Annotated in this window: 17 protein-coding genes and 1 tRNA gene; 3 read left to right on the forward strand and 15 right to left on the reverse strand. The window is 64.7% G+C overall.

The window, feature by feature from the left end; translation table 11 throughout:
- Both N5D30_RS06990 and N5D30_RS06995 read left to right on the forward strand, forming a co-directional pair.
- Positions 1–76 (forward strand) — tRNA-Gly (locus N5D30_RS06990).
- 156 nt (positions 77–232) lie between these two features.
- Positions 233–1,822 carry an ABC-F family ATPase gene (locus N5D30_RS06995; protein WP_279908320.1) on the forward strand — a complete coding sequence of 530 codons (1,590 nt, stop codon included), beginning with the start codon at positions 233–235 and terminating at the stop codon, positions 1,820–1,822.
- 226 nt (positions 1,823–2,048) lie between these two features.
- On the opposite strand, the gene N5D30_RS07000 is transcribed toward N5D30_RS06995, so the two are convergent.
- Together N5D30_RS07000 and N5D30_RS07005 are read right to left on the reverse strand one after the other, a co-directional pair.
- On the reverse strand, positions 2,049–2,483 hold the full coding sequence (locus tag N5D30_RS07000; RefSeq protein WP_279902084.1) for a DoxX family protein: 435 nt from the start codon (positions 2,481–2,483) through the stop codon (positions 2,049–2,051).
- Positions 2,484–2,589: 106 nt separating this feature from the next.
- Positions 2,590–4,005, reverse strand: coding sequence for a transglycosylase SLT domain-containing protein (locus N5D30_RS07005; RefSeq protein WP_279908322.1), 1,416 nt, complete (start codon positions 4,003–4,005; stop codon positions 2,590–2,592).
- 215 nt (positions 4,006–4,220) lie between these two features.
- Between N5D30_RS07005 and N5D30_RS07010 the strand changes: the two genes are divergently transcribed.
- Positions 4,221–5,027: a TatD family hydrolase gene (locus N5D30_RS07010; protein ID WP_279908323.1), complete on the forward strand. Its 807-nt coding sequence runs from the start codon at positions 4,221–4,223 to the stop codon at positions 5,025–5,027.
- Here the strand turns inward: N5D30_RS07010 and N5D30_RS07015 are convergent.
- From N5D30_RS07015 to tssK, 13 genes are all read right to left on the reverse strand, one after another.
- Complete coding sequence (locus N5D30_RS07015; RefSeq protein ID WP_220813210.1) at positions 5,024–5,821, reverse strand: thioesterase family protein; 798 nt, start codon at positions 5,819–5,821, stop codon at positions 5,024–5,026. The genes N5D30_RS07010 and N5D30_RS07015 overlap by 4 nt on opposite strands.
- Positions 5,822–5,915: 94 nt before the next feature.
- Positions 5,916–6,695: a CHAD domain-containing protein gene (locus tag N5D30_RS07020; RefSeq protein ID WP_279908324.1), complete on the reverse strand. Its 780-nt coding sequence runs from the start codon at positions 6,693–6,695 to the stop codon at positions 5,916–5,918.
- Positions 6,695–8,689: a DUF3488 and transglutaminase-like domain-containing protein gene (locus tag N5D30_RS07025; RefSeq protein ID WP_279908325.1), complete on the reverse strand. Its 1,995-nt coding sequence runs from the start codon at positions 8,687–8,689 to the stop codon at positions 6,695–6,697. Before N5D30_RS07025 ends, N5D30_RS07020 begins: the two co-directional genes overlap by 1 nt.
- The gene (locus N5D30_RS07030; protein WP_279908326.1) at positions 8,686–9,636 is read right to left on the reverse strand and encodes a DUF58 domain-containing protein; all 951 of its coding nucleotides are present in this window, start codon (positions 9,634–9,636) and stop codon (positions 8,686–8,688) included. The genes N5D30_RS07025 and N5D30_RS07030 overlap by 4 nt, the downstream gene beginning before the upstream one ends.
- Positions 9,637–9,644: 8 nt before the next feature.
- The gene (locus tag N5D30_RS07035; RefSeq protein ID WP_279908327.1) at positions 9,645–10,562 is read right to left on the reverse strand and encodes an AAA family ATPase; all 918 of its coding nucleotides are present in this window, start codon (positions 10,560–10,562) and stop codon (positions 9,645–9,647) included.
- 758 nt (positions 10,563–11,320) lie between these two features.
- Entirely contained in the window at positions 11,321–11,623 is a 303-nt protein-coding gene (locus N5D30_RS07040) for a hypothetical protein (protein WP_279908328.1), read from the reverse strand.
- Between the two features lie 235 nt (positions 11,624–11,858).
- Positions 11,859–12,143 carry a hypothetical protein gene (locus N5D30_RS07045; RefSeq protein ID WP_279908329.1) on the reverse strand — a complete coding sequence of 95 codons (285 nt, stop codon included), beginning with the start codon at positions 12,141–12,143 and terminating at the stop codon, positions 11,859–11,861.
- Positions 12,144–12,233: 90 nt separating this feature from the next.
- On the reverse strand, positions 12,234–12,479 hold the full coding sequence (locus tag N5D30_RS07050) for a hypothetical protein (RefSeq protein ID WP_279908330.1): 246 nt from the start codon (positions 12,477–12,479) through the stop codon (positions 12,234–12,236).
- Between the two features lie 5 nt (positions 12,480–12,484).
- The gene (locus N5D30_RS07055; RefSeq protein ID WP_279908331.1) at positions 12,485–13,036 is read right to left on the reverse strand and encodes a hypothetical protein; all 552 of its coding nucleotides are present in this window, start codon (positions 13,034–13,036) and stop codon (positions 12,485–12,487) included.
- A 191-nt stretch (positions 13,037–13,227) separates the two neighbouring features.
- Positions 13,228–13,860 (reverse strand): type VI secretion system-associated protein TagF, encoded by a 633-nt coding sequence (gene tagF / locus N5D30_RS07060; protein WP_279908332.1) that lies wholly within the window; start codon positions 13,858–13,860, stop codon positions 13,228–13,230.
- Complete coding sequence (gene tssM, locus N5D30_RS07065) at positions 13,860–17,465, reverse strand: type VI secretion system membrane subunit TssM (protein ID WP_279908333.1); 3,606 nt, start codon at positions 17,463–17,465, stop codon at positions 13,860–13,862. Before tssM ends, tagF begins: the two co-directional genes overlap by 1 nt.
- Entirely contained in the window at positions 17,466–18,767 is a 1,302-nt protein-coding gene (locus N5D30_RS07070) for a DotU family type VI secretion system protein (protein WP_192319221.1), read from the reverse strand.
- A gap of 29 nt (positions 18,768–18,796) precedes the next feature.
- The gene (gene tssK, locus N5D30_RS07075) at positions 18,797–20,134 is read right to left on the reverse strand and encodes a type VI secretion system baseplate subunit TssK (RefSeq protein ID WP_279908334.1); all 1,338 of its coding nucleotides are present in this window, start codon (positions 20,132–20,134) and stop codon (positions 18,797–18,799) included.
- Between the last annotated feature and the right edge of the window lie 8 nt (positions 20,135–20,142).

Here is a 20,142-nt window from a genome sequence, read left to right on the forward strand (position 1 = left end):
GCGGGAATAGCTCAGTTGGTAGAGCACGACCTTGCCAAGGTCGGGGTCGCGAGTTCGAGTCTCGTTTCCCGCTCCAATTTCACGAAACGCCGCTCGTTCGAGCGGCGTTTTCGTTTGCGCCCGAATCGGACCACCAAGCGCCCAGCCTGTCGGATCGACGCCGATCCCACTACAATGCGCCCCCTTCGGAGCGCCAGCCCCTCTCCTTCCTCTTCGCCTGCAGGACATCACCGTGATCTCAACAGCCAACCTCTCCATTCAGTTCGGCCCCAAGCCGCTGTTCGAGAACGTTTCCGTCAAGTTCGGCAACGGCAACCGCTATGGCCTGATCGGTGCCAACGGCTGCGGCAAGTCGACCCTCATGAAGATCCTAGGCGGTGAGCTGGAACCCTCCTCCGGCCAGGTGATGCTCGAACCCAACGTGCGCCTCGGCAAGCTGCGCCAGGACCAGTTCGCCTATGAGGAGTTCTCGGTGATCGACACCGTGATCATGGGCCATGCCGAACTGTGGGAAGTGAAGGCCGAGCGCGACCGTATCTACGCCCTGCCGGAGATGAGCGAGGACGACGGCATGAAGGTCGCCGAGCTGGAGGTCGAGTTCGCCGAATACGACGGTTACACGGCCGAGTCCCGCGCCGGCGAGCTGCTGCTCGGCCTGGGCATTCCGCTGGAACAGCACTTCGGCCCGATGAGCGCCGTCGCCCCGGGCTGGAAGCTGCGCGTACTGCTGGCCCAGGCGCTGTTTTCCGACCCGGAAGTGCTGCTGCTCGACGAGCCGACCAACCACCTGGACATCAACACCATCCGCTGGCTGGAAGACGTGCTGACCGCGCGCAACTCCACCATGATCATCATTTCCCACGACCGCCACTTCCTGAACTCGGTCTGCACCCACATGGCCGACCTGGACTATGGCGAGCTGCGCCTGTTCCCCGGCAACTACGACGAGTACATGACCGCCGCCGAACAGTCCCGCGAGCGCCTGCTGGCCGACAACGCCAAGAAGAAGGCACAGATCGCCGAGCTGCAGACCTTCGTCAGCCGCTTCTCGGCCAACGCCTCCAAGGCCAAGCAGGCCACCAGCCGCGCCAAGCAGATCGACAAGATCCAGCTGGAAGAGGTCAAGCCGTCCAGCCGCGTCAGCCCGTTCATCCGCTTCGAGCAGCACAAGAAGCTGCACCGCCAGGCGGTGACCCTGGAAAAGGTCAGCCAGGGCTTCGACGGCGTGCCGCTGTTCAAGAACCTCTCGATGCAGATCGAGGCCGGCGAGCGCGTGGCCATCATCGGCCCCAACGGCATCGGCAAGACCACCCTGCTGCGCACCCTGGTCGGCGAGATGGCGCCGCTCTCCGGCGAGGTGAAGTGGACCGAGAGCGCCGACGTGGGCTACTTCGCCCAGGACCACGCCGAGGACTTCGAAGACGACTACACCCTGTTCGACTGGATGTCGCAGTGGACCCAGGGTGGCGAGCAGCTGGTGCGCGGCACCCTCGGCCGTATGCTGTTCGGCAATGACGAGATCAAGAAGTCGGTGAAGGTCATCTCCGGTGGCGAACAGGGCCGCATGCTGTTCGGCAAGCTGATCCTGAAGCGACCCAACGTGCTGGTGATGGACGAACCGACCAACCACCTCGACATGGAATCCATCGAGGCGCTCAACCTGGCGCTGGAGAACTACCCGGGCACGCTGATCTTCGTCAGCCACGACCGCGAGTTCGTCAGCTCCCTGGCCACCCGCATCATCGAGCTGTCGGAAAACGGCGTGACCGACTTCAGCGGCACCTACGACGACTACCTGCGCAGCCAGGGCGTGATCGTCTGAGCCTCTCCGCGTAACGAAAAGGCTATGCCTGAGTTAACTGTTGTTGAGGGGCTCAATCCTTGTGGGAGCGGACTTGTCCGCGAACGGGGCTGACGGAAAAGATTCGCGGACAAGTCCGCTCCCACGGGGGGCAACGGCGCACAACGGTTATTCCGACAAGACTCAATGGGTCATAGCCAACGAAAAAGCCCCGCTTGATGCGGGGCTTTTCGTTTCCGGACGCGGATCAGCGGGCGATGGCTCGGTCGAGGGAGAAGCGGCCGGCGCCTTCTATGACCAGCACCAGGCCAATGAGGCCGAGGATCATGGCGTACTCGAAGCCGTTGTTGGTGATGAAGAAACCGTTGGCCCAATGCACCGTCGCGGCAGCCACGGCCATGGTGAACACCAGTACCGCCCCCGCCGGGCGCACCAGCAGACCGACCACCAGCGCCAGGCCACCGAAGAACTCGGCGCTGCCGGCCATCGCCGCCATCAGGTAGCCAGGGGTGATGCCGATGCTTTCCATCCATTGGCCCACGCCTTCCAGGCCGTAGCCGCCGAACCAGCCGAACAGCTTCTGCGAGCCGTGGGCCGCGAAGGTCAGGCCAGTGACCACGCGCAGCAGGGTGATGCCGTAGCCGGCGTTGGAAGACATCAGGGTTTTGATCAGCTTGTTCATGTGCGCCATTTCCTTGAGGGGGTGTTTAGTTGGGTGAGGCACATACTATTCGAATAATCGAATACGAAAAACGCAATATTGCGCTCATCATAATCGATAAATCAGATTATTTCTTGGCGCTGAGCTTCTGCTTGCGAGGCTCGAGCGACAGACGCTCGCGATCATAGGCAAGGTAGTACTTGTTCACGCTGTTGACATAGCTCACCACGCCCATGCCCAGCTGCTCCATCGCCACTCGCTCCACCTGGAAGAACCAGCGGTTGGGATTCAGCCCGCGACGGCGCGCCTCCGCGCGCAGGCTCTGCACCCGCTGCGGACCCAGGTTGTAGGCGGCCAGCACGAAGGCCATCCGCTCCTCCTCGGCGATCTGCCTGCTGGAGAAGAACTCCCGGCGCAGCCGCGCCATGTAGAGGGTGGCCGCCTGCACGTTGTTTTCCAGGTTCTGGATGCTGCCGACCCCGACGCTGCGCGCCGCCGCCGGAGTAATCTGCATCAGGCCGGTGGCCCCCGACGCGCCCCGGGCACTCGGATTCAGGGTGGACTCCTTGTAGGCCACGGCGGCCAGGTGCAGCCAGTCCATCTCCTGCTTCTCGCCGTGCTTCTGCAGCACGCTGCGTACCTTCTCCAGGCGCTGGCGATCCGCCGAGGACATGGGGTTGCGAACCTTGTAGGAGCGCCGGTAGAAACGCTGGAAGGCCGAGTCCTGGTCGCCGGGTGTCCGGTATTCGGCGAGGAAGCGGTCGATGCGGGCCCGCAGCATCGGCGACTCCCGGCGCACGAACCAGCTCATGTTGCCCTCGTTGCCCACCACCAGATGACGCTCGATGCGCAGCCTAGGCATCACCTTCTGCCAGCGCTCGGCGATGGGCAGTTCGACGGCGGTCCAGGGGTAGATGCCCGCCTGCACCATCTCCAGCACATCCTCCACTGCCAGGCTCGGATCGGCCCACTCCACCAGGATCGGCGGCTTGCCGCGCTGGCTCAGCTTCTGGTTGACCTCGCGCAGGGCATCGCTGACGGCGCTGCCCACCGGCAGCGTCAGAGTGCGCCCGGACATCTCTTCCAGCCGCTTGTAGTGCCGGTTCTTGCGGTTGCCGACCACCACCAGCGCCACGTTGCTGCGGATCGCGGCGCTGGCGCTGACACCGAGGCCGGGGTGGGCATCCAGCAGTTCGCCCGGCGCGACCAGGTCGCCCTCACCTTTCTGCAGCGCGGCGATCAACTCGTTCTTGGGCTTGGGGATGATCTTCAGGCGCAGCTCATGGCCGTCGCGGGCGTTGCGGTTGAGGTACTGGTCGAAGGCGCGCAGCCGCTGGTACTCGACGCCGATGGCCTCGCCCCGGATTTCGCCTGAACTGTTGCGGCTCTGGTTGACCAGCACGCGCAGCTCGCCGCTCTTGCGGATTTCCGCCAGGTCGCGCTGGTGCGCGGCATGCGGCAGATTGCCCCCCAACCCGCTCAACCGCGCCTGGGCCGGCATGGCGGCCAGCAGGCAGAGCAAAAGCAGCAGCGCCCGCGTCATCGATCCTCCGCCAGGGGCCACCGCCCATCCGCACCGAGGCGGACGACGGATGGCCTTCGCCAAAAGGGGGCGGAGGTTGGCACAGCCACTTTCAAGCTGCCAGCCCTGGCTGACGACGGGTATCAAAAGGCATGCATAACCATCTGTAATTGCTGGATTTATTGTCAGACGACAGGCTCTGCTATGCTGCTCAGCCCGGTCCGCGAGGTAGCACCATGCAACTCATCGATATCGGCGTCAATCTGACCCACCCGAGTCTTGCCCGGGAGCGTGACGCGGTACTCGCCAGGGCGGAGGCCGCCGGCGTCCGCCAGATGGTGCTGACCGGCACCAGCCTGGAAGAAAGCGAACAGGCGCTGAATTTCTGCCGCGAGCTGGACGAAGGTGGCAGCCGACTGTTCAGCACCGCCGGTATCCATCCCCACGACGCCAGCCAGTTGAATGCCGACAGCGCACGGCATCTGCGCGCCCTGCTGGCCGAAGCGCCGGTGCGCGCCGTGGGCGAGTGCGGGCTCGACTTCAACCGGGATTTCTCACCGCGCCCGCAGCAGGAAAAGGCGCTGGAGGAACAGCTGGCCCTGGCCGTCGAACTGGACATGCCGGTGTTCCTCCACGAACGCGAGGCCGGCGAGCGCCTGGTCGCCATCCTGCGCCAGTTCCGCGACCGGCTGCCAGCCGCCGTGGTGCACTGCTTCACCGGCGACAGGGCGACCCTGTACAGCTATCTCGACCTGGACCTGCACATCGGCATCACCGGCTGGATCTGCGACGAACGCCGCGGCACTCACCTGCATCCGCTGATGCGCGACATTCCCGCCGGGCGCCTGATGCTGGAGAGCGACGCTCCTTATCTGCTACCGCGCAGCCTCAGGCCGAAACCGAAGAGTGGCCACAACGAGCCGGCCTTCCTTACCGAGGTGCTGCGCGAGGTGGCCGTGCACCGGGGCGAGAGCCAGGAGGCGCTGGCGGCGCACACCACCGCCACGGCCCGGGCCTTCTTCGCCCTACCCGCGCTCGCCTAGTCGAAGACCGTGGTGGTCTGCCGGCTCAGTGCCAGCAACTGGCCGTCGGCGGTCCACAGGCGCGCGGCGATGTGGCCGTAGCCGTCGAGGGCATGCTCGATCTCGGCCCGGTACAGGCACCAGTCGTGGGTGGTGAGGCTGGGGATGGGATGGACGAACTCGATGGTCCAGGTCAGCGAACTGCCGGGCGCCGGCTTGCTCAGGTGCGACAGCACAGCCGGTGGCCAGGCGTCGACCAGCGCCAGCAGGTGGGCCTCGGTGACCCGGTCGTGGCTCACATCGCTGCGCAGGCGAACCCAGCCGCCCATGTGACGCGACCGGTTGCCGGTGAACGGCATGCCGCCCTCCCCCCAGCGCATGGCCAGGAAGCGGGTGAATTCGGGGGTGACGCCACTCACGTAGGGCAGCTCCTGGCACTGCTCCGCTGGCGGCATGGCCGGAGCGGGCTCCGCCTCCACCCGCGCCGCGGACTCGCGCGAGGCGCCGAAGCTGCCCTGGGCCATGGCCACGACCCCGCCGTTCTGCACCGCCCGCCCGACCACCTGGCTGACCGACTTGCCCTCGCGCAGGATCTCGACCTCGAAGGCCACCGGCTCGCCCATCAGCATCGGGCCGACGAAGGTGATCGACAGCGAGCGCACCGGCCGGCCGGGCTGCACCTTAAGGCGCATGGCTTCGAAGACCATGGCCGCGACGAGGCCGCCGAAGGTGGCGCGCCCCTGGCCCCAGAGGGCGGGGACGACGACGTGCTGCGGATGGGTGTGCACCGCGTGGATCAGTTCAGCGAAGGTCATGCGCTATCTCCTGTATGCAGACTGAAGCTTAGAGAAAAGCGCGCCACGGCGGGAGAGCCCCGCCGGCCAATTCAGCGGCGATATCAGCGGCCATTCAGCTCTGCGACGGGCCTTGCGGGTAGTACTCGAGCAGCGCGGCCAGCGCCTGGTCGGCCTCCCGCTCGGCTCGCGCCAGGTTCTCGCGCCAGAGAGTGGCGCAAGACTGCAGGTCTGGCTCGGTCTGCGCACGCTGCAGCCACTGCCAGTGGTCGTGCCATTCGCCCAGGGCGCTCTGGGCCTTGCGTAGCGCCTTGAGCTCCGCCTTGTCGACCGAAACGCGACTCGGCCAGGCCTCGGCGCAATAGCGCACACGCTTGATCAGCAACCTCAGCCGATGGCGGTCGTGGGCCGGGTCGCGCAATGCGGCGGCCAGCTTTTCCCGCTGCTTCTCCAGATACCTGGCCACTGCCCGGCCTCGCACCCGCCACTCGCCATCGCTCACGGCTCGACGCTGATCCTCGGGCCAGTCATCGAGCAGAATCCCCAGGCGCTGCATCGGCACGCCTCCAAGCAACCGGGCATAGCCTTCGGCCAGCCAGGCACGCCGGAGCCTGGCGGCCACCGGCTGGCCGCGTCTGTCTAGTTCGCTCGCCAGCACTTCCAGGTCCCGCAGCGGACCGCTGGCACTGCCCACAGCGGCAGCAGCCCGCTCCAAGGCCTCGCACAGCGTTTCCTTGCGTAGCGGACGCAGCAGGCTGCGCAGTCGGCGCAGGGCGATGCGCAGGTCGTGCAGCGCCTCGTCATCGGTCTGCATCTGCAGCCTGGCGCTGCAGGCGTACAGGCGTACCTGCAGTTCGACGATGCGCTCGCGAAGCTCGCGCCTGAATCCAGCCATTACCGTTCCTCCCGTCGTGTGCGCCAGGGCAGCTCGCGACGCAGACGCCGCAGCAGATCGCGCAACTGCTCGGTCGACTGTGTCTGACCACCGTAGCGCTGGGCCTCGAAGGCCTGAGCGAAGTCGGCTATCGCCTGGGCCTGGTCCGGCATCACTGCCATCGCTCTTTCAGCGAAGGCCCTCACGCCCTCGCCCCGGTTGCGGCGCAGGCCATGGCGGGCCAGCAGCGACTCGTAGCGGCGCAGCAAACGCTGCTGCGGATCACGCTCGCGCCGCCAGGGCTTGAACAGCCACAGAGCAAGCACACCGAGCATCAGGCCGCCACCGCCGACGATCACCAGCGCCATGCGCGTCCAGTCGAGCGTACCGAACCAGCGTTGCAGGAAGTCCAGCTGCTGCTCGCCCCGATAACCCAGCACCCAGCGCTGCCAGCTGTAGTTGAGATTCTCCCAGGCCATCCTCAGTTCGTTGATCCAGCCCACGTCGCGGTAGCGCAGCGGCGAGAAAGGCGAATCCTCGAGGAAGCTCTCATCGGCGGCGAAGGCGTCCTGCGCGCCCCGCTCGATCCGCTCCGGCGCCACCTGGAACGTGGGGTCGACGCTGGTCCAGCCCCGACCTTCTTGCCAGTATTCCACCCAGGCATGGGCATCGAGTTGACGCACCGCAAGGTAGTTGCCGGATGCGTTCGCCTCCCCACCCTGGTAGCCGGCCACCACCCGGGCAGGTATCCCGGCGGCCCGCAGGACGAAGACCATCGCCCCGGCGTAGTGGGCGCAGAAGCCCTTGCGCTGCACGAACAGGAAATCGTCGACGCTGTCAGCGCCCATGGTCGGCGGTTTCAGGGAGTAGCTGAACGGCTCGCGATTGAAATGACGCAGCAACGCATCGACCAGAGACCGATCGTCCGCATGTTCCTGCCTGAGCCGGGCGGCCCATTCCCTGGTTTGTGGATCTCCTTGCGGGGGGAGCTGCAATGTGATGCGACGTACCATGGGCGGCAGGGCGGCCGGCTCGCGCAGCGCCTGTGGCCAGGACTGGGCGCTATATAGCCAGCTCTGTGTCACCGGACGACGCGCCTGCAGGCGGAAATCGCTCATCTGGGCCACATTGGCTTCGTTGACCTGCCCCACGTCCAGAACGAACAGCCATGATCGACCACTCGGCTGCATCACGATCTCGTAGCGCAACGCCTCGCCTCGGGGCGTCCACAGCGGCTTGCTCTTCTCCTGGGCACCCCAGGACTGGGACCAGCGCCGCCCATCGAAATGCTCCAGCGTCAGGGCACGCCAGTACAGGTCTCGCCGGTCCGGCGCAGGCCCCTCGAAGCTGACACGGAACGCCAGCTCCGAGGAGCGGCTGAGCTCCGCCACATCCCCGGGGCTCATGCTTTCGGAAAGTCCCGTGATGCCCTTCTGCGGATCAGGCAGGCTCCACAGCGGGCCAAGGCGTGGAAAGAACAGAAACAGCAGCACCATCATCGGTACGGCCTGCAGCATCATCGAAGCCGCCAGCCTGACGGTGGCCGCCGGTCGCTCGGCCAGGCCGCTCTGCTGCATGCCGATCAGGGCGGCCAGCAGCGCCGTCACCGGCAACAGGCTGTAGAGGGCTGACAGCAGGCCGTCGTCGAAGAGATAGCTGGTGACCACCACGAAGAAGCCCAAAAAGATCAGCACCAGCGCATCGCGCCGGCTGCGCAGCTCCACCAGCTTGAGGATGAAGGCACAGACCAGCAGCAGCACGCCCCCATCCAGACCGATGAGTGTGCCCCGGGAAAGGAAGACTGCGGCGGCCGTGGCCAGCAGCAGGCCCGCCCGTTCCAGCCCGGACGGATAGCGCGCGCGCATGCGGAATACCTGAATCCGCCAGCCGGCACAGAACAGCCAGAATCCGATGATCCACAGCGGCAGGTGCAAGAGGTGCGGCAAGATCACCAGCACCTGGGCGACCAGCAGCCAGGTCAGGGCGATGCGGGGAATCGGTTGCGGGGCGTTCATGACCGGTCACCATGGAGCGCCAGCGCACGAAGGCAGGCCTCGCGATGCGCCTCGCCAAAGTCGGGGGCCAGTTCGGTGCCGGGAAGGCGGAGGCCATAAGGTTGCTGGCGCGCATCCAGCTGCAGTACCCAGTAGCACAGCCGGGAAAGCCGCTCCTCGGCATCACCGCCCAAGGTCAGGAAGTCCAGCCACAGATCATGGCCGGCCAGCGCGGCGAAGTCCTTGACCAGCAGCCCCTGTCCGCGGGAGAACGCCTTCCAGTGCAGTCGGCGCCTGGAATCCCCCGGCTGGTAGCTGCGCAGCCCCTGGTAGTCGTCGGTGCCCTTCCCTGCGGCTCGCCGACCTTCGTCGTTCTCGTCGGCAACACCATCCACGGCCAGCGGCAAATCGCCTTCCAGCGGGCGTGGATAGACCAGCACGGTCTGGTCCAGATCGACCCAACTCCAGGCCACCAGGATGCCCAGCGGGAAGTGGCTTTCCACCCGCATCCGTTCCGGCCGCAGCCAGCCGCGGCGCAGGGCCGGCAGGCTCAGCTCGCACTCGCTCTGCCCCAGGGGCGGGACATCCACGATCTGCAGCGGCTGCGGCGGCCAGCCCAGGCCCACGGCATGGTGGGCGCGACCGTCACTCTCCAGGCGCACCTTGAAACGCGCCTGTTCGCCGGCGAACACCGCACCGCTGACCCCGGCCTTGAGAATCAGTCCCGAGAAGTTGCGATAGGTATGCAGGATCGCGATCACGAACAGCGCGGTCAGCAGGAAGGTCAGGCCGTAGGCCAGGCTGTTCTCGTAGTTGATGCCTGCCAGCAGCATCAGCACCAGCACCACCGCGAACGCAGCACCGACCCGATTGGGCATGATGAAAATGCGCCGCTGGTTCAGCTGCACCTGGGCCGCCGCAGGAATGCGTCGCATCACCCAGCGGCGCCAGCGCGCCTTGATCGACATCGGCGACCTCACACCGCCGACACTTCGCGCAGCAGCCACTGCACCAGCGCACCGCCGCCATGCCCGGCCGGGTCGGCGCGCTCGCGCAGGCGATGGCCGACCACCGACGGCAGCACCGCCTGCACATCCTCGGGGATCACATAGTCCCGCTCGGCGAGGAAGGCCCAGGCCCGGGCTGCCGCCAGCAGCGCCAGGCTGGCCCTCGGCGAAAGTCCCCAGGCGAACTGCGGCTCGCTGCGGGTCGCCTCCACCAGGCGCAAGACATAATCGATCAGCGCGTCGCTGGTACGCACCTGCGGGATCAGCGCCTGGATGGCCGCCAGCTCCACATGGTCGAGAATCGGCTCCAGCCGGGGCAGGATTTCCCGACGCGCCTCGCCCAGCAGCAAGGCCTTCTCGGCTGCGCGCGCCGGGTAGCCCAGCGACAGGCGCATGAGGAAACGGTCCAACTGCGACTCCGGCAACGCGAAGGTGCCCCCGGAACTGACCGGGTTCTGCGTGGCGATGACAAAGAACGGCTCCGGCAGCGGCCGGGTGGCGCCCTCGATGGTTACCTGCCCCTCCTCCATCGCCTCCAGCAGCGCGCTCTGGCTCTTCGGCGTGGCTCGGTTGATCTCGTCGGCCAATACCAGTTCGGCGAAGATCGGGCCGGGGTGGAAGACGAACTGACCGCTGTCCTTGTCGAACACCGAAGTGCCAAGAATGTCGCCCGGCAGCAGGTCGGACGTGAACTGGATACGCTGGAAGCTCAACCCCAGCACCCGCGCCAAGGCGTGGCTGAGGGTGGTCTTGCCCATCCCGGGCAGGTCCTCGACCAGAAGGTGCCCCCTCGCCAGCACACAGGTCAGGGCCAGGCGCACTTGCGGCTCCTTGCCCAGCAGCACCTGGTTCACCTCATGCAGCACCGCTTCGAGTTTCGTCCGCATTCTTCGCTCCTGTTCCAGTCCGTCGATGCTACTGGGCGCTCCGGTCCGGGCAAAGCTTTGCGAAACAGTTGCTCACGAAACTGTGCGAAGGATCGAAGACTCAACCTGATTGGGCAGCCCGATTCGTGGAAGCAAAAAGACCATCCTGCGATGGGAAACAGCAAGCCTCGCCTGACTATTGGACCGTCGAGGGCCGTGGCGTATTTCAGTTAAATCTTCGGTTGCTCAGGCTCCCGTCCTTCCCTGCCGATGAAGCCATGAAACACCCAAGAATGTAGCCACTTCTGCAGTCGACCTCGCCGCACCTCTAGATGAATGCAGCGCAAAAGCTGCCCAGCCGATTAGCGCTCATGCCCGAGCCCTATTCGTCGAGCGCCCTACAGGGCTCAAGCAAGCCACCATGCAGTCACAAGTTAAAGCCTGTATAAAACATGCCGCCATAGACACTAGCTCTGAGACCGGAACCAGCCCGACACACATTTAAAACCGGCAAAAAACGCACACTCAAAAAACAAAGACAAAAGAAACACATAGAGAGTCTCTATATTTGAACTCCCCTCTATTGAGCTCGGGCCGAAATAATCAATAATAACATTACAAATATCACTCAATAGCTTTGGAAAAAAATCAGGATAGGTGTAAAAAAACCTTGTGATAAATGCCGCTCCAAGCAGCAAAAAAATTAGAACAAACAAGATCTTAAAAAATTCACCCCTGGAGCAAACCAACCTCACACCAGCCTCATCTCAACCTTACAGCTACTGCTTAATGTGAGCATTATAATAATAAATGAAATACACAAACCCAGGAAGACACCCCCAATCAAGCAAAAAAGCCAGCCATGCATAGTTACTTTTCGGATTATTTGAAAAAAAGAAAAATCCTAAAAAAAGGCATACCCCACCAAGCAAAGGAATCCATGACGGCGAACTCTCTTTCTTAATAAACCCCACATAAAAGCAGCGCCAATTCAAGAACACCAACCATATACCAATCACAAACAGAAATACGCACAAAGCGACTATCATTAGAGCATCCAGCGCATCAATATCGAAAAACAAGCAACTCCACCTTGCCACCCAAGCGAAACAGCCCCTGCTTTAAAGCCGAAGATACTATGCGCGGCCAGCTCATAATAAAACGAATATCTCCAATCGAGTTGAGCTCACTATCCTTCAGCGACCACCAACTCAACCTACACAATCAATATAATAACGAGCCCCTACACTCCAATAACCCCGATATATTTATCAATACCTTCCCCTGCCAACTTCGCGACGGCCAACCTCTAACCACTCAAAGATCATTCCTGTCATGCATTCTTTTTACCCATGGATTAACCCACCTGTAAAACAGAAAGCTGTGAGAGAACCCAAGAACACAACCAAAATCAAAGAAAAGAAATAACCACCAAAATGGATTTTGAAGAAGATACAGCCCAAGCGCAGAGGTCCCTCCTCCAACAATCGGAATCCACGATATATTTTCTTTTCTTACAAAAATTCCGTAGAAAGCATAGCAATTAAAAACAACAAAAGGGACTCCTAAAATTATCAGTATCAGCCCCATCACGACTTGCATCAACTCCTCCAAAGACCATTTTTACACTGGACACTCAAAAAACCACCCAGAGCTCAAGAAAGAAGAATAAAAAATCGTCAATCTGCCACATCACCACCATTTATCATCTTGAGATTCAATCCAAAACCAAAAAGCGCCTAGTAGTCCAAAGTACAGCCACCATATCCAAACCATAAACCCTTCACTGGCTCTGGCCATAAAAGAAAAAAACAGAACCCCCGCAACAAGAGCACATACGGAAACCACTCTATTCTGTCGATGAAACTTATAAATCAGAATAGCCACACTCAAGATGCTCAATAAACCTATCAGCCCCCACAAGAAATTAAAGAGCATAAAAATCACTCCTTATTTTTCTTGTCAGGCATCATCGAGTATACGCCGTCGGTAACGGAAGCCCCGTCAGAGAAAATCAACGCACTATTGCTGGTTTTATAGGCCCTCACAGTCTCCCACTGATGAAATGCTGAGCCTTTGTACTTTTCAAGAACCACAGGAATCGTATTGGCGCGCACAACCGCAGCAATACTCACAGAGGCACGCGCGATGTCGCCATAGGATTTATCGCCGGTATAAAACTCCGCGGCCGAACGATAGGCCTCGCCCACGAAGTCATCCGCCACGCACTGTACGGCCGGGCCATGGAATGTCCTGCTGACATTGCACATGGCTCCCAGGTAGGTGGATGCTCCATCCACCATCAGGTATCGGCCCGCAATGGCTCCACCGGGTAGCTTGCTCAGCATCCACCCCGAGTAGACGCTGGCCTCCCCCAGAAGCATGTACCCGGCATTCTTGCCCACCTCCATGAGGCTTTGGCCATACCCCCTCCAGAAATCTGAATCCCCTAAAGCATCCAGAAAAGAGGGTTCTTTGTAAGACGGCGCACTCACCGGCCTGCTCTGGGCAGGCACACGATTCACAGAGGGATGAGGCGCTATGGGCGGAGCACAGGTAGGCTGGTCGTCCCCCACCCCAAGCGGTCCTGGCCGGCGGTAACAGGTCATGCTGAGTCTCCTTGGTGGCTATCGGCGAGGTGCTCGCCTTTCCCTGATTACGCTCTTCCGGTGGCGTGAAACCTTCCTTACGCCTGCTCTACCCGAGCGGCAAACAGCTGCCCGAACAGCTCCACATCCGGCTGTCCCCGATGACTGATCTGCAGGAAGGGGCGGTCGTGGCGCAGCACTGCCCACCAGGCGGAACCGTTGCCCTGCGGCTGGAAGCGTTCGAGCACGGTCGGTCTCGAGGGCGGGATGTCGGGTGACCTCCAGGCCAGCTCGTTGAGCTGCTCGGCGAAGGCGTCCGGGGACGGCAGGTCCCTGAGTGCCGATGGCAGGAACTGGCTCAGCGCCCGCAGGTGCGCGCAGAGCCGGGGATGGTCTTTCGCCAGGTCGTCGTCCAGGTCGGCGAGCACCATCAGGGGAAAGTAGCGTCCCACCCGGTCGACGCTGGCCATGAGCGCGCCGCAGCAGGCTTGTTCGCCCCACAGGCCGGCCGGCACCGCGAAGCACCAGACGGGCGCGACCAGGTACGCGCTCAGCCAGTCGGCCTCGCCCTGCTGCAAGGCACCGAGGCCTCGCTGGAACCAGCCGTCGACGACCTCTATGCGCGCCCTGTCGAGGCCTCGCGAGACGAAGTCGCCGACCGATGGCAGTTTACCGAAGAAGCCGTATTTCGGCGCCGGCCGCTCCGCCACCGGTATCGGGAAGTCCTCCATCAGATCTGTCCCGGGCAGGAGAAGCTGGCGAGCTCGGCCAGGCGGAACGGGTTCTGCACGCTTCCGGCAGTGACTTCCAGCACGACCTTGCGGCCCTGGACCATCAGGGTACTGACGAAGCGCTCGGGCCCGGACACGGCCCGGTTCTCGCCCTCGTCGAACAAGCGCATGGCGGCCCAGGGACCGTTTTTCACCAGGTAGCCGCTGGGCGCGCCGCTGTTCACCAGCTCCAGTCGCACCTGCTGAGTGCCGCGCGGCCCCGGCCACTTCACCTGCTGGGGCACTTGCGGGCCATGGGCGTACTGGAAGACCTGACCGTCGAAATCCAGGCTCAGCTGGCTGATCGACGCATCCATTTCCAGTACCCGGATCGAGAAGGACATTTCCGGCGAGCGGGCCCCATAGGGGAAGAACACGTCGCGAATCCGCGCCGCCCGCTGGAAGGAGGTCAGCGGCACCTCGACACCACCCGGCTGACGCAGCAGCCAGGTCCTGCCGGACATGTCGGCCAGCGGCGCGAGGTTGTCCTGGAAGAAGCTGTCGAACATGCCGCCGTAGGCGAACAGGCGGGAGAAATCGGCCAGGGTGACGTCCTTCTCCGACGAGCGCCGGAACGGATAACGACCATTGATGGCCTGGCGACAGAAGGCCCCCAGCGAACTGTCCAACTTGCCCCCCAGCATGACCCGCATGCTGCCGCCCGCCTGGGCCGTGCCGGCGTCGGCCAACGCCTCCAGCATGGTGCGCAGCGGCGCCGGCAGGTAGGCCGCCTCGGCGCGGATACGATTCAGCTCCGTCAGTTGCGGTGTGCTGGCCAGCGCAGGCGATGCACCACTGCGCAGGGCCGAGTCGGCGCTGGAGAGGTTCATGTACATCTCGTTGAACAGGCGCAGCACGGCCTGTATCGGCGCGTTCCCGCCATCGTTGGTGACGAGCCGGCGGATCGGCTCGAACCTGTCGTCGACGATTCTCTCCAGCTGTTCCGCGTTCGCGGCCGGCCGGGTGAGGCCGGACGGACCGAACACCCGCTCCAGATCGGCGGCCGCGGTCTTGACGCGCTTGCCGGCCTCCCCGACCACCGAATACTGGGAATCGGTCTTGGGATCGACCTTGAGCAAGGTGGTCTCCCGCGCCACCGCGCGCAGGAACTGGGCCAGCGGCGAGTCGGGGGCCGACAGGATGCGGGCCACTTCCATGCCCTGGGACATGGACGGCGTCTCGATCAGGCGCACATCGGCCAGGTATTCGTCCCACAGGCGCACGTACTCGTGCAGGTAAAGGCGTTTGATGTCGCGCAGGGTGGCGCCGTCCACCAGGCGCGTCGCCTGGTCCGTCAGCGGCCGTTGCGGGCGACCCAATACCCAGTCCTCCTCGCGCTCGAGCAGGCCCAGGATAGAACCGGCTTCCGGCAGGAACACCTTGTGGTAACCGTCGTGGGTGAACAGCGCCGGGATGCCCTGGGTCAGCGGCTTGCCGCTGGCCCGGGTGAAGACCAGAGCGGACTGCGGCCCGCCCGCTTCCGCCACGGTGAAGTCGACGCGGCTGCCATCCATCAGGCGCAGCTTGAGGCGGCTGTAGGCACGATGGGCGAGGGAGAAGGTCGCCAGTTGCTCGCGCTTCTGCCGCACCAGTTCATCGTCCTGCGGATAGGGCGAGGCGACGGATTTCTCCGCCAACAGGTTGTGCAGGTGACCGAACAGCTGTTCGCGCTGCTGCTGCGACACCGAGATCGGCAGGCTGCGCTCCCACTCCATGCGCACGAAGGCCTCCAGCGCCTCACCATCGTAGTGCGACGGATCGTTGAGCATCAGGTAGGACTTGAGCACCTCGTAGGTGAGTTCGAGGTTGTCTTCCGGCGTGGTCTGCAGCAGGAACTCGAGGCGCCGAACGATGCGCGGCAGCAGGGCCCGCTCCAGCGCGGCCTGGTAGGTGCGCTGGGCCGACGCATCGAGCTTGCCGCCCTGGTAGAGGCCGTAGGTGTAGCCGATCGGCGGCTCCGAGGCGGGGAAGTCGGGGCCGGCGGCCAGGCCGTTCAGCTCGGTGAGCACCGGCACCAGTTCCAGCAGGCTCTCGCCCTCGGAGGCGGCCAGGGTCTGCAACTGGCCGGCCATGCGCTCGGTGCGGCCGTCCACCAGGTCGATATAGCGGCTGTTGTTGCCGAAGCTCAGCGCCCAGGCGCCCAGCGCCAGGACCAGCAGCAGGGCGACGGCGCCGTGGCCGGCGATGCCGAGCAGGCGCTCGCGCCGCTCGGCGCGCTGGTTGCGTCCGGCCAGGTGGGCCTCGGGGAAGATCACCTTGCGCAGCACGTCCTGCAGGAAGTAGCTCCTGCCCGTCCCGGCCGGCGAGGAGCGCAGGGCGACCCGGGCGTCGAAGCCCAGGCTGCGGCCCAGCCCGCCGAGCACGCGGTCGAACGGCGTGCCTTCCTGGGTGCCGCTGGTGAAGTACAGGCCCCGCATCATCGCCTGCCGGGCGAAACGGCTCTCGGCGAACACGTCCTGCAGCAGTTGCCGCAGCACCGGGATCAGGGCGTGGAAGTGCTGCGGCAGGGCGTAGGCGCAGGCGCGGCGCGCGGTGTCGTGCTCGGCGAGCATCAGTTCGGGCATCTCGTCGAACAGGCGGTGGGCCAGCAGCTCCAGCTCGCCCTGCAGGGCCTGGCCGAGCGCCTCGCCCTGCAGGCCTCCATCGGCGCTGTAGGGCAACGTCACGCCCCAGACCTGAGCCCGCTCCTCCTTGCTCAGCGTGGCGAAGTATTCGTTGAAGCCGCCCAGCAGGTCGGCCTTGGTGACCAGCACATAGACCGGGAAGGAGATGCCGAGGGCGTCGTGCAGTTCGTTCAGGCGCGCGCGCAGGCGGGCGGCGTGCTTGCCCCGCTCCGCCTCGCTGGCGCCGAGTAGGTCGGAGACCGAAACGGTCAGCAGCGCGCCGTTGAGCGGCTGGCGCGGGCGGAATTTCTTCAGCAGGCCGAGGAAGCCTTCCCACTCCGCCTTGTCCGCGGCGGCATCGCTTTCATGGGTGGTGTAGCGGCCGGCGGTGTCCAGCAGGACGGTCTCGTCGGAGAACCACCAGTCGCAGTTGCGCGTACCGCCCACGCCCTTGACGCTCTCGCGGCCGAACTCCTCGGCCAGGGGGAAGCGCAGGCCGCTGTTGATCAGCGCGGTGGTCTTGCCGGAACCGGGCGCGCCGATGAACACGTACCAGGGAATCTGGTAGACGTACTTCTGCCGCAACCGGGCGAACCAGCCCTGCTCGCGGTCCTGGAAGCGGACCTGCTTGAGCTTCTCCAGGGCCTGCTCGAAGTTGCCGCGCAGCTCTTCCAGGGCGGCGTCGGTCGGCTGCTCGGGCGTCGCCCCCGCGCGGGCATTGGCGATGGCATTTAGCAGCCTGGCGTTGACGTGCTGCCGGCGCCAGAACAGCACCAGCAGGCGCAGGGCGAGCAGCCCCAGGACGATACCGATCGTCCACAGGCGGGCCGGCACCGGCTCCAGTGGGCGCCAGTCGGCGAAGGCGAACAGCGGCCCCAGGAACCAGATGACCAGCACCAGCGCGAGCAGGCCGAGCGCGATGAAGACGTAGCGGTTGAACAGCAGGGAGAACAGCCAGCGCATTTATCGGATCTCTTTCTGCAGGTCGGCGGCGGAGGCGAAAACCGTGATGTCGACGCGGCGGTTGAGCGCACGGTTGGCCGGCGTGTCGTTCGGCGCGACCGGTTCGGCCGAGCCGCGCCCCTGGGCGGAAACGCGCCCGGGCTCGCGGATGTGCTCCTCGAGCATGGCCGAGACGTTGCCGGCCCTTTCCATGGACAGGTGCCAGTTGGACGGGAAGCGCAGGGTGCGGATCGGCACGTTGTCGCTGTGGCCGACCACGGTCACCTTGCCGTTGACCTGGTCGATCTCCTCGCCGATGCGACGCAGGATGGCGTGGAAGCGCGGGCGGATGTTCGGGCTGCCGGAGTCGAACAGGCCGTCGCCGAGGATGGAGACCGTGCTCTGCTCCGGCGCCTCGCGCACCGAGACCAGGCCGGCGCGGATCTCCGGTTCGAGGAAGCGCGAGAAGCGGATCGGCGGCTCGCTGCTGCGCGTCACCACCGGCATGTCGGGCAGCTTCAGCGCGCCGATGGCGATGAAGGCGCTGTCGGAGCGGTCGGCCAGGTGGAAGGCGAGCAACATGTAGACGCCGAAGCCGATCAGCAGCGCGGTCAGCGCCGACACCCACACCGGCAGCACGCGCCAGACCGCGGGCAGCTCGCGGGTGATGCCCTCCCAGTGCGGCGAGAGCGCCTTGAGCCGATCGCCGCGCACCTCGCGGATGATCTCCGCCAAACGCCGGCGCAGGCTTTCCAGCTGGCTCTGGCCGTTGTTGACGATGCGGTAGCGCCCCTCGAAGCCAAGGGAGATGCAGTAGTACATCAGCTCCAGCAGGTCGCAGTGCTGGCGCGGCGACTGGGCCAGCTTGCTGAGCAGCTGGAAGAACTTCTCGCCGCCCCAGGTCTCGTTGTGGAAGGTCACCAGCAGGCTGTGCCGCGACCACACTCCGGAGCCGCCCCAGGGCGTCTGCGCCGCGGTCTCGTCAAGCACCGTGCACAGGCAGTAGCGGGCGGCGATCAGGGTTTCGTGGGAGATGCCTTCGTGGCGCGCGCGGGTCTCGAAGTTGCGCACTTCCTGGGCGAGGTGGTCGCGCAGACGCTCCGGATCGGAGTTATGCACCAGGGTGCGGATCTGGTAGATCAGGTTGAGCAACGGGTTGGCCGCCGCCACCAGCGGGTTGCTGCCCGAGTGGATGTCGGGCAGGTCCGCCAGGGGCGCCGCTGCGTTCATGGCACCCATGGCGGGCGCCTCGCCGCCCGGATTCGGCATCACGAAGGTGCGATCTTCTCCGGACGAGGGGTTGAGTGCGTTCAGATTAACCATGAGTCATGCGCTTCTGATTGGGAGCGGGCTCAGCGACGAATCGCCCAGCATTCGAGCTCGATGTCGGGGAAGTCGCCGGCGATGTGCAGGGCCAGCGCGCCGGACGCCTGCAGCTGCGTCCACAGGTCGCCGACGGTGTCCATCTCGAAGTAGTGGTAGCCGGCGTGGTACGGGATCTGCCGCGGCGCGATCGGCAGCGAGCGCAGCGCGATGCCGGGCAGGTGCAGGTTCACCAGATCGCGGATGCGATCCACCGGGCCGATCTTCACCTGGCTGGGGAAGCGCGCGCGCAGGGTCTCGGGCGCGATGCTGGAATGCACCGCCAGCACGAACTGGGCGTTGCGCAGCAGCTCGCCGTCGGCCACCTGGCCCACGCGGACGCCGTAGTTGCGGTCGATCAGCTCGATCTGCACGGCATTCTGTTCCAGCACCGAGGACAACGCGTTGCGCAGCGCCACCATCAGCGGCGGCATGCAACGCTGGAGGTCGTCGTGGCTGTACTTCGGCCACTCCGGGGCGCGCCGGTCCCGCTCGGAGAAGGTCGCCAGCTCACCCGCCAGTTGCGCCAGGGCGACGTAGAAACGCTCGGGATGCACGCCCGGCGCCGCGAGCATGTGGGCCAGCAGCGGCTGGGCCCGGTTGAGCAGTTGCAGGAGGAGGAACTCGCCCACTTCGGAAACGCCGCCACGCCCCGGCTGGGACAGACGCTCGGCGAGCACGTCGGCCCGCTGGTTGACCAGCCCGTGGGCCTCGTTGAGCATCGACACCAGGCCGTGGCTGGCATGGCAGGTCACCACGGGCGGCAGGTAGTGGTTGTCCAACACCAGTTGCCTGTCGCTGCGGCACTCGACGACGCGGGCCACGCCGACGCCCAGCCAGGCATCGGTCATGTCCCGCTCCAGCATCAGGCGCAGGCGCGGCTCGGCCAGCTGCAACTCGGCCGGCTCGCCCGCCACCGAGTTGACGTCGCCGACCAACGCATCGTGGACGGTGTAGCGGGCCAGCGAGCGGGGCCGCTCCTCGAACAGGACTTCCTCGGTGCCGGGCCGACGCAGCGGCAGCGCCAGGTAGACCATCTGCTCAACCACACCCTCGGTGAAGTCCAGCGGCTCCGGGCATTCGCATTGCAAGGGGAACGAGAAGGGCGTGCCATCCGGCAGCAGGCCTTCCGCCTCGACGATGGCCAGCTTGCCCAGGGCGAGCGCCGCCAGGTCGAACTTGAGGACCCTCGCCCCCCAGAAATAGGGCTCTCCCGCCAGGTTCCGGCTGTGCGAGAAAAACTCCAGATAACGCTCTTGCTGCTGGAAGTGCTGCGGGCGGAGGAACATCCCCTCCGACCACACCACCCGTTGATAACCCTTGCTCATGTCCCCTC

Origin of the sequence: Pseudomonas sp. GD03875 (assembly GCF_029840585.1) — a bacterium.
GTDB lineage: Bacteria > Pseudomonadota > Gammaproteobacteria > Pseudomonadales > Pseudomonadaceae > Aquipseudomonas > Aquipseudomonas paralcaligenes.

Bases quoted from the DNA above. Each gene is read 5' to 3' on its own strand.
- N5D30_RS07000 (WP_279902084.1), bottom strand. From the start codon at position 2,483: ATGAACAAGCTGATCAAAACCCTGATGTCTTCCAACGCCGGCTACGGC.
- N5D30_RS07005 (WP_279908322.1), bottom strand. From the start codon at position 4,005: ATGACGCGGGCGCTGCTGCTTTTGCTCTGCCTGCTGGCCGCCATGCCG.
- N5D30_RS07010 (WP_279908323.1), top strand. From the start codon at position 4,221: ATGCAACTCATCGATATCGGCGTCAATCTGACCCACCCGAGTCTTGCC.
- N5D30_RS07015 (WP_220813210.1), bottom strand. From the start codon at position 5,821: ATGACCTTCGCTGAACTGATCCACGCGGTGCACACCCATCCGCAGCAC.
- N5D30_RS07020 (WP_279908324.1), bottom strand. From the start codon at position 6,695: ATGGCTGGATTCAGGCGCGAGCTTCGCGAGCGCATCGTCGAACTGCAG.
- N5D30_RS07025 (WP_279908325.1), bottom strand. From the start codon at position 8,689: ATGAACGCCCCGCAACCGATTCCCCGCATCGCCCTGACCTGGCTGCTG.
- N5D30_RS07030 (WP_279908326.1), bottom strand. From the start codon at position 9,636: ATGTCGATCAAGGCGCGCTGGCGCCGCTGGGTGATGCGACGCATTCCT.
- N5D30_RS07035 (WP_279908327.1), bottom strand. From the start codon at position 10,562: ATGCGGACGAAACTCGAAGCGGTGCTGCATGAGGTGAACCAGGTGCTG.
- N5D30_RS07045 (WP_279908329.1), bottom strand. From the start codon at position 12,143: ATGCAAGTCGTGATGGGGCTGATACTGATAATTTTAGGAGTCCCTTTT.
- N5D30_RS07050 (WP_279908330.1), bottom strand. From the start codon at position 12,479: ATGCTCTTTAATTTCTTGTGGGGGCTGATAGGTTTATTGAGCATCTTG.
- tagF (WP_279908332.1), bottom strand. From the start codon at position 13,860: ATGGAGGACTTCCCGATACCGGTGGCGGAGCGGCCGGCGCCGAAATAC.
- tssM (WP_279908333.1), bottom strand. From the start codon at position 17,465: ATGCGCTGGCTGTTCTCCCTGCTGTTCAACCGCTACGTCTTCATCGCG.
- N5D30_RS07070 (WP_192319221.1), bottom strand. From the start codon at position 18,767: ATGGTTAATCTGAACGCACTCAACCCCTCGTCCGGAGAAGATCGCACC.
- tssK (WP_279908334.1), bottom strand. From the start codon at position 20,134: ATGAGCAAGGGTTATCAACGGGTGGTGTGGTCGGAGGGGATGTTCCTC.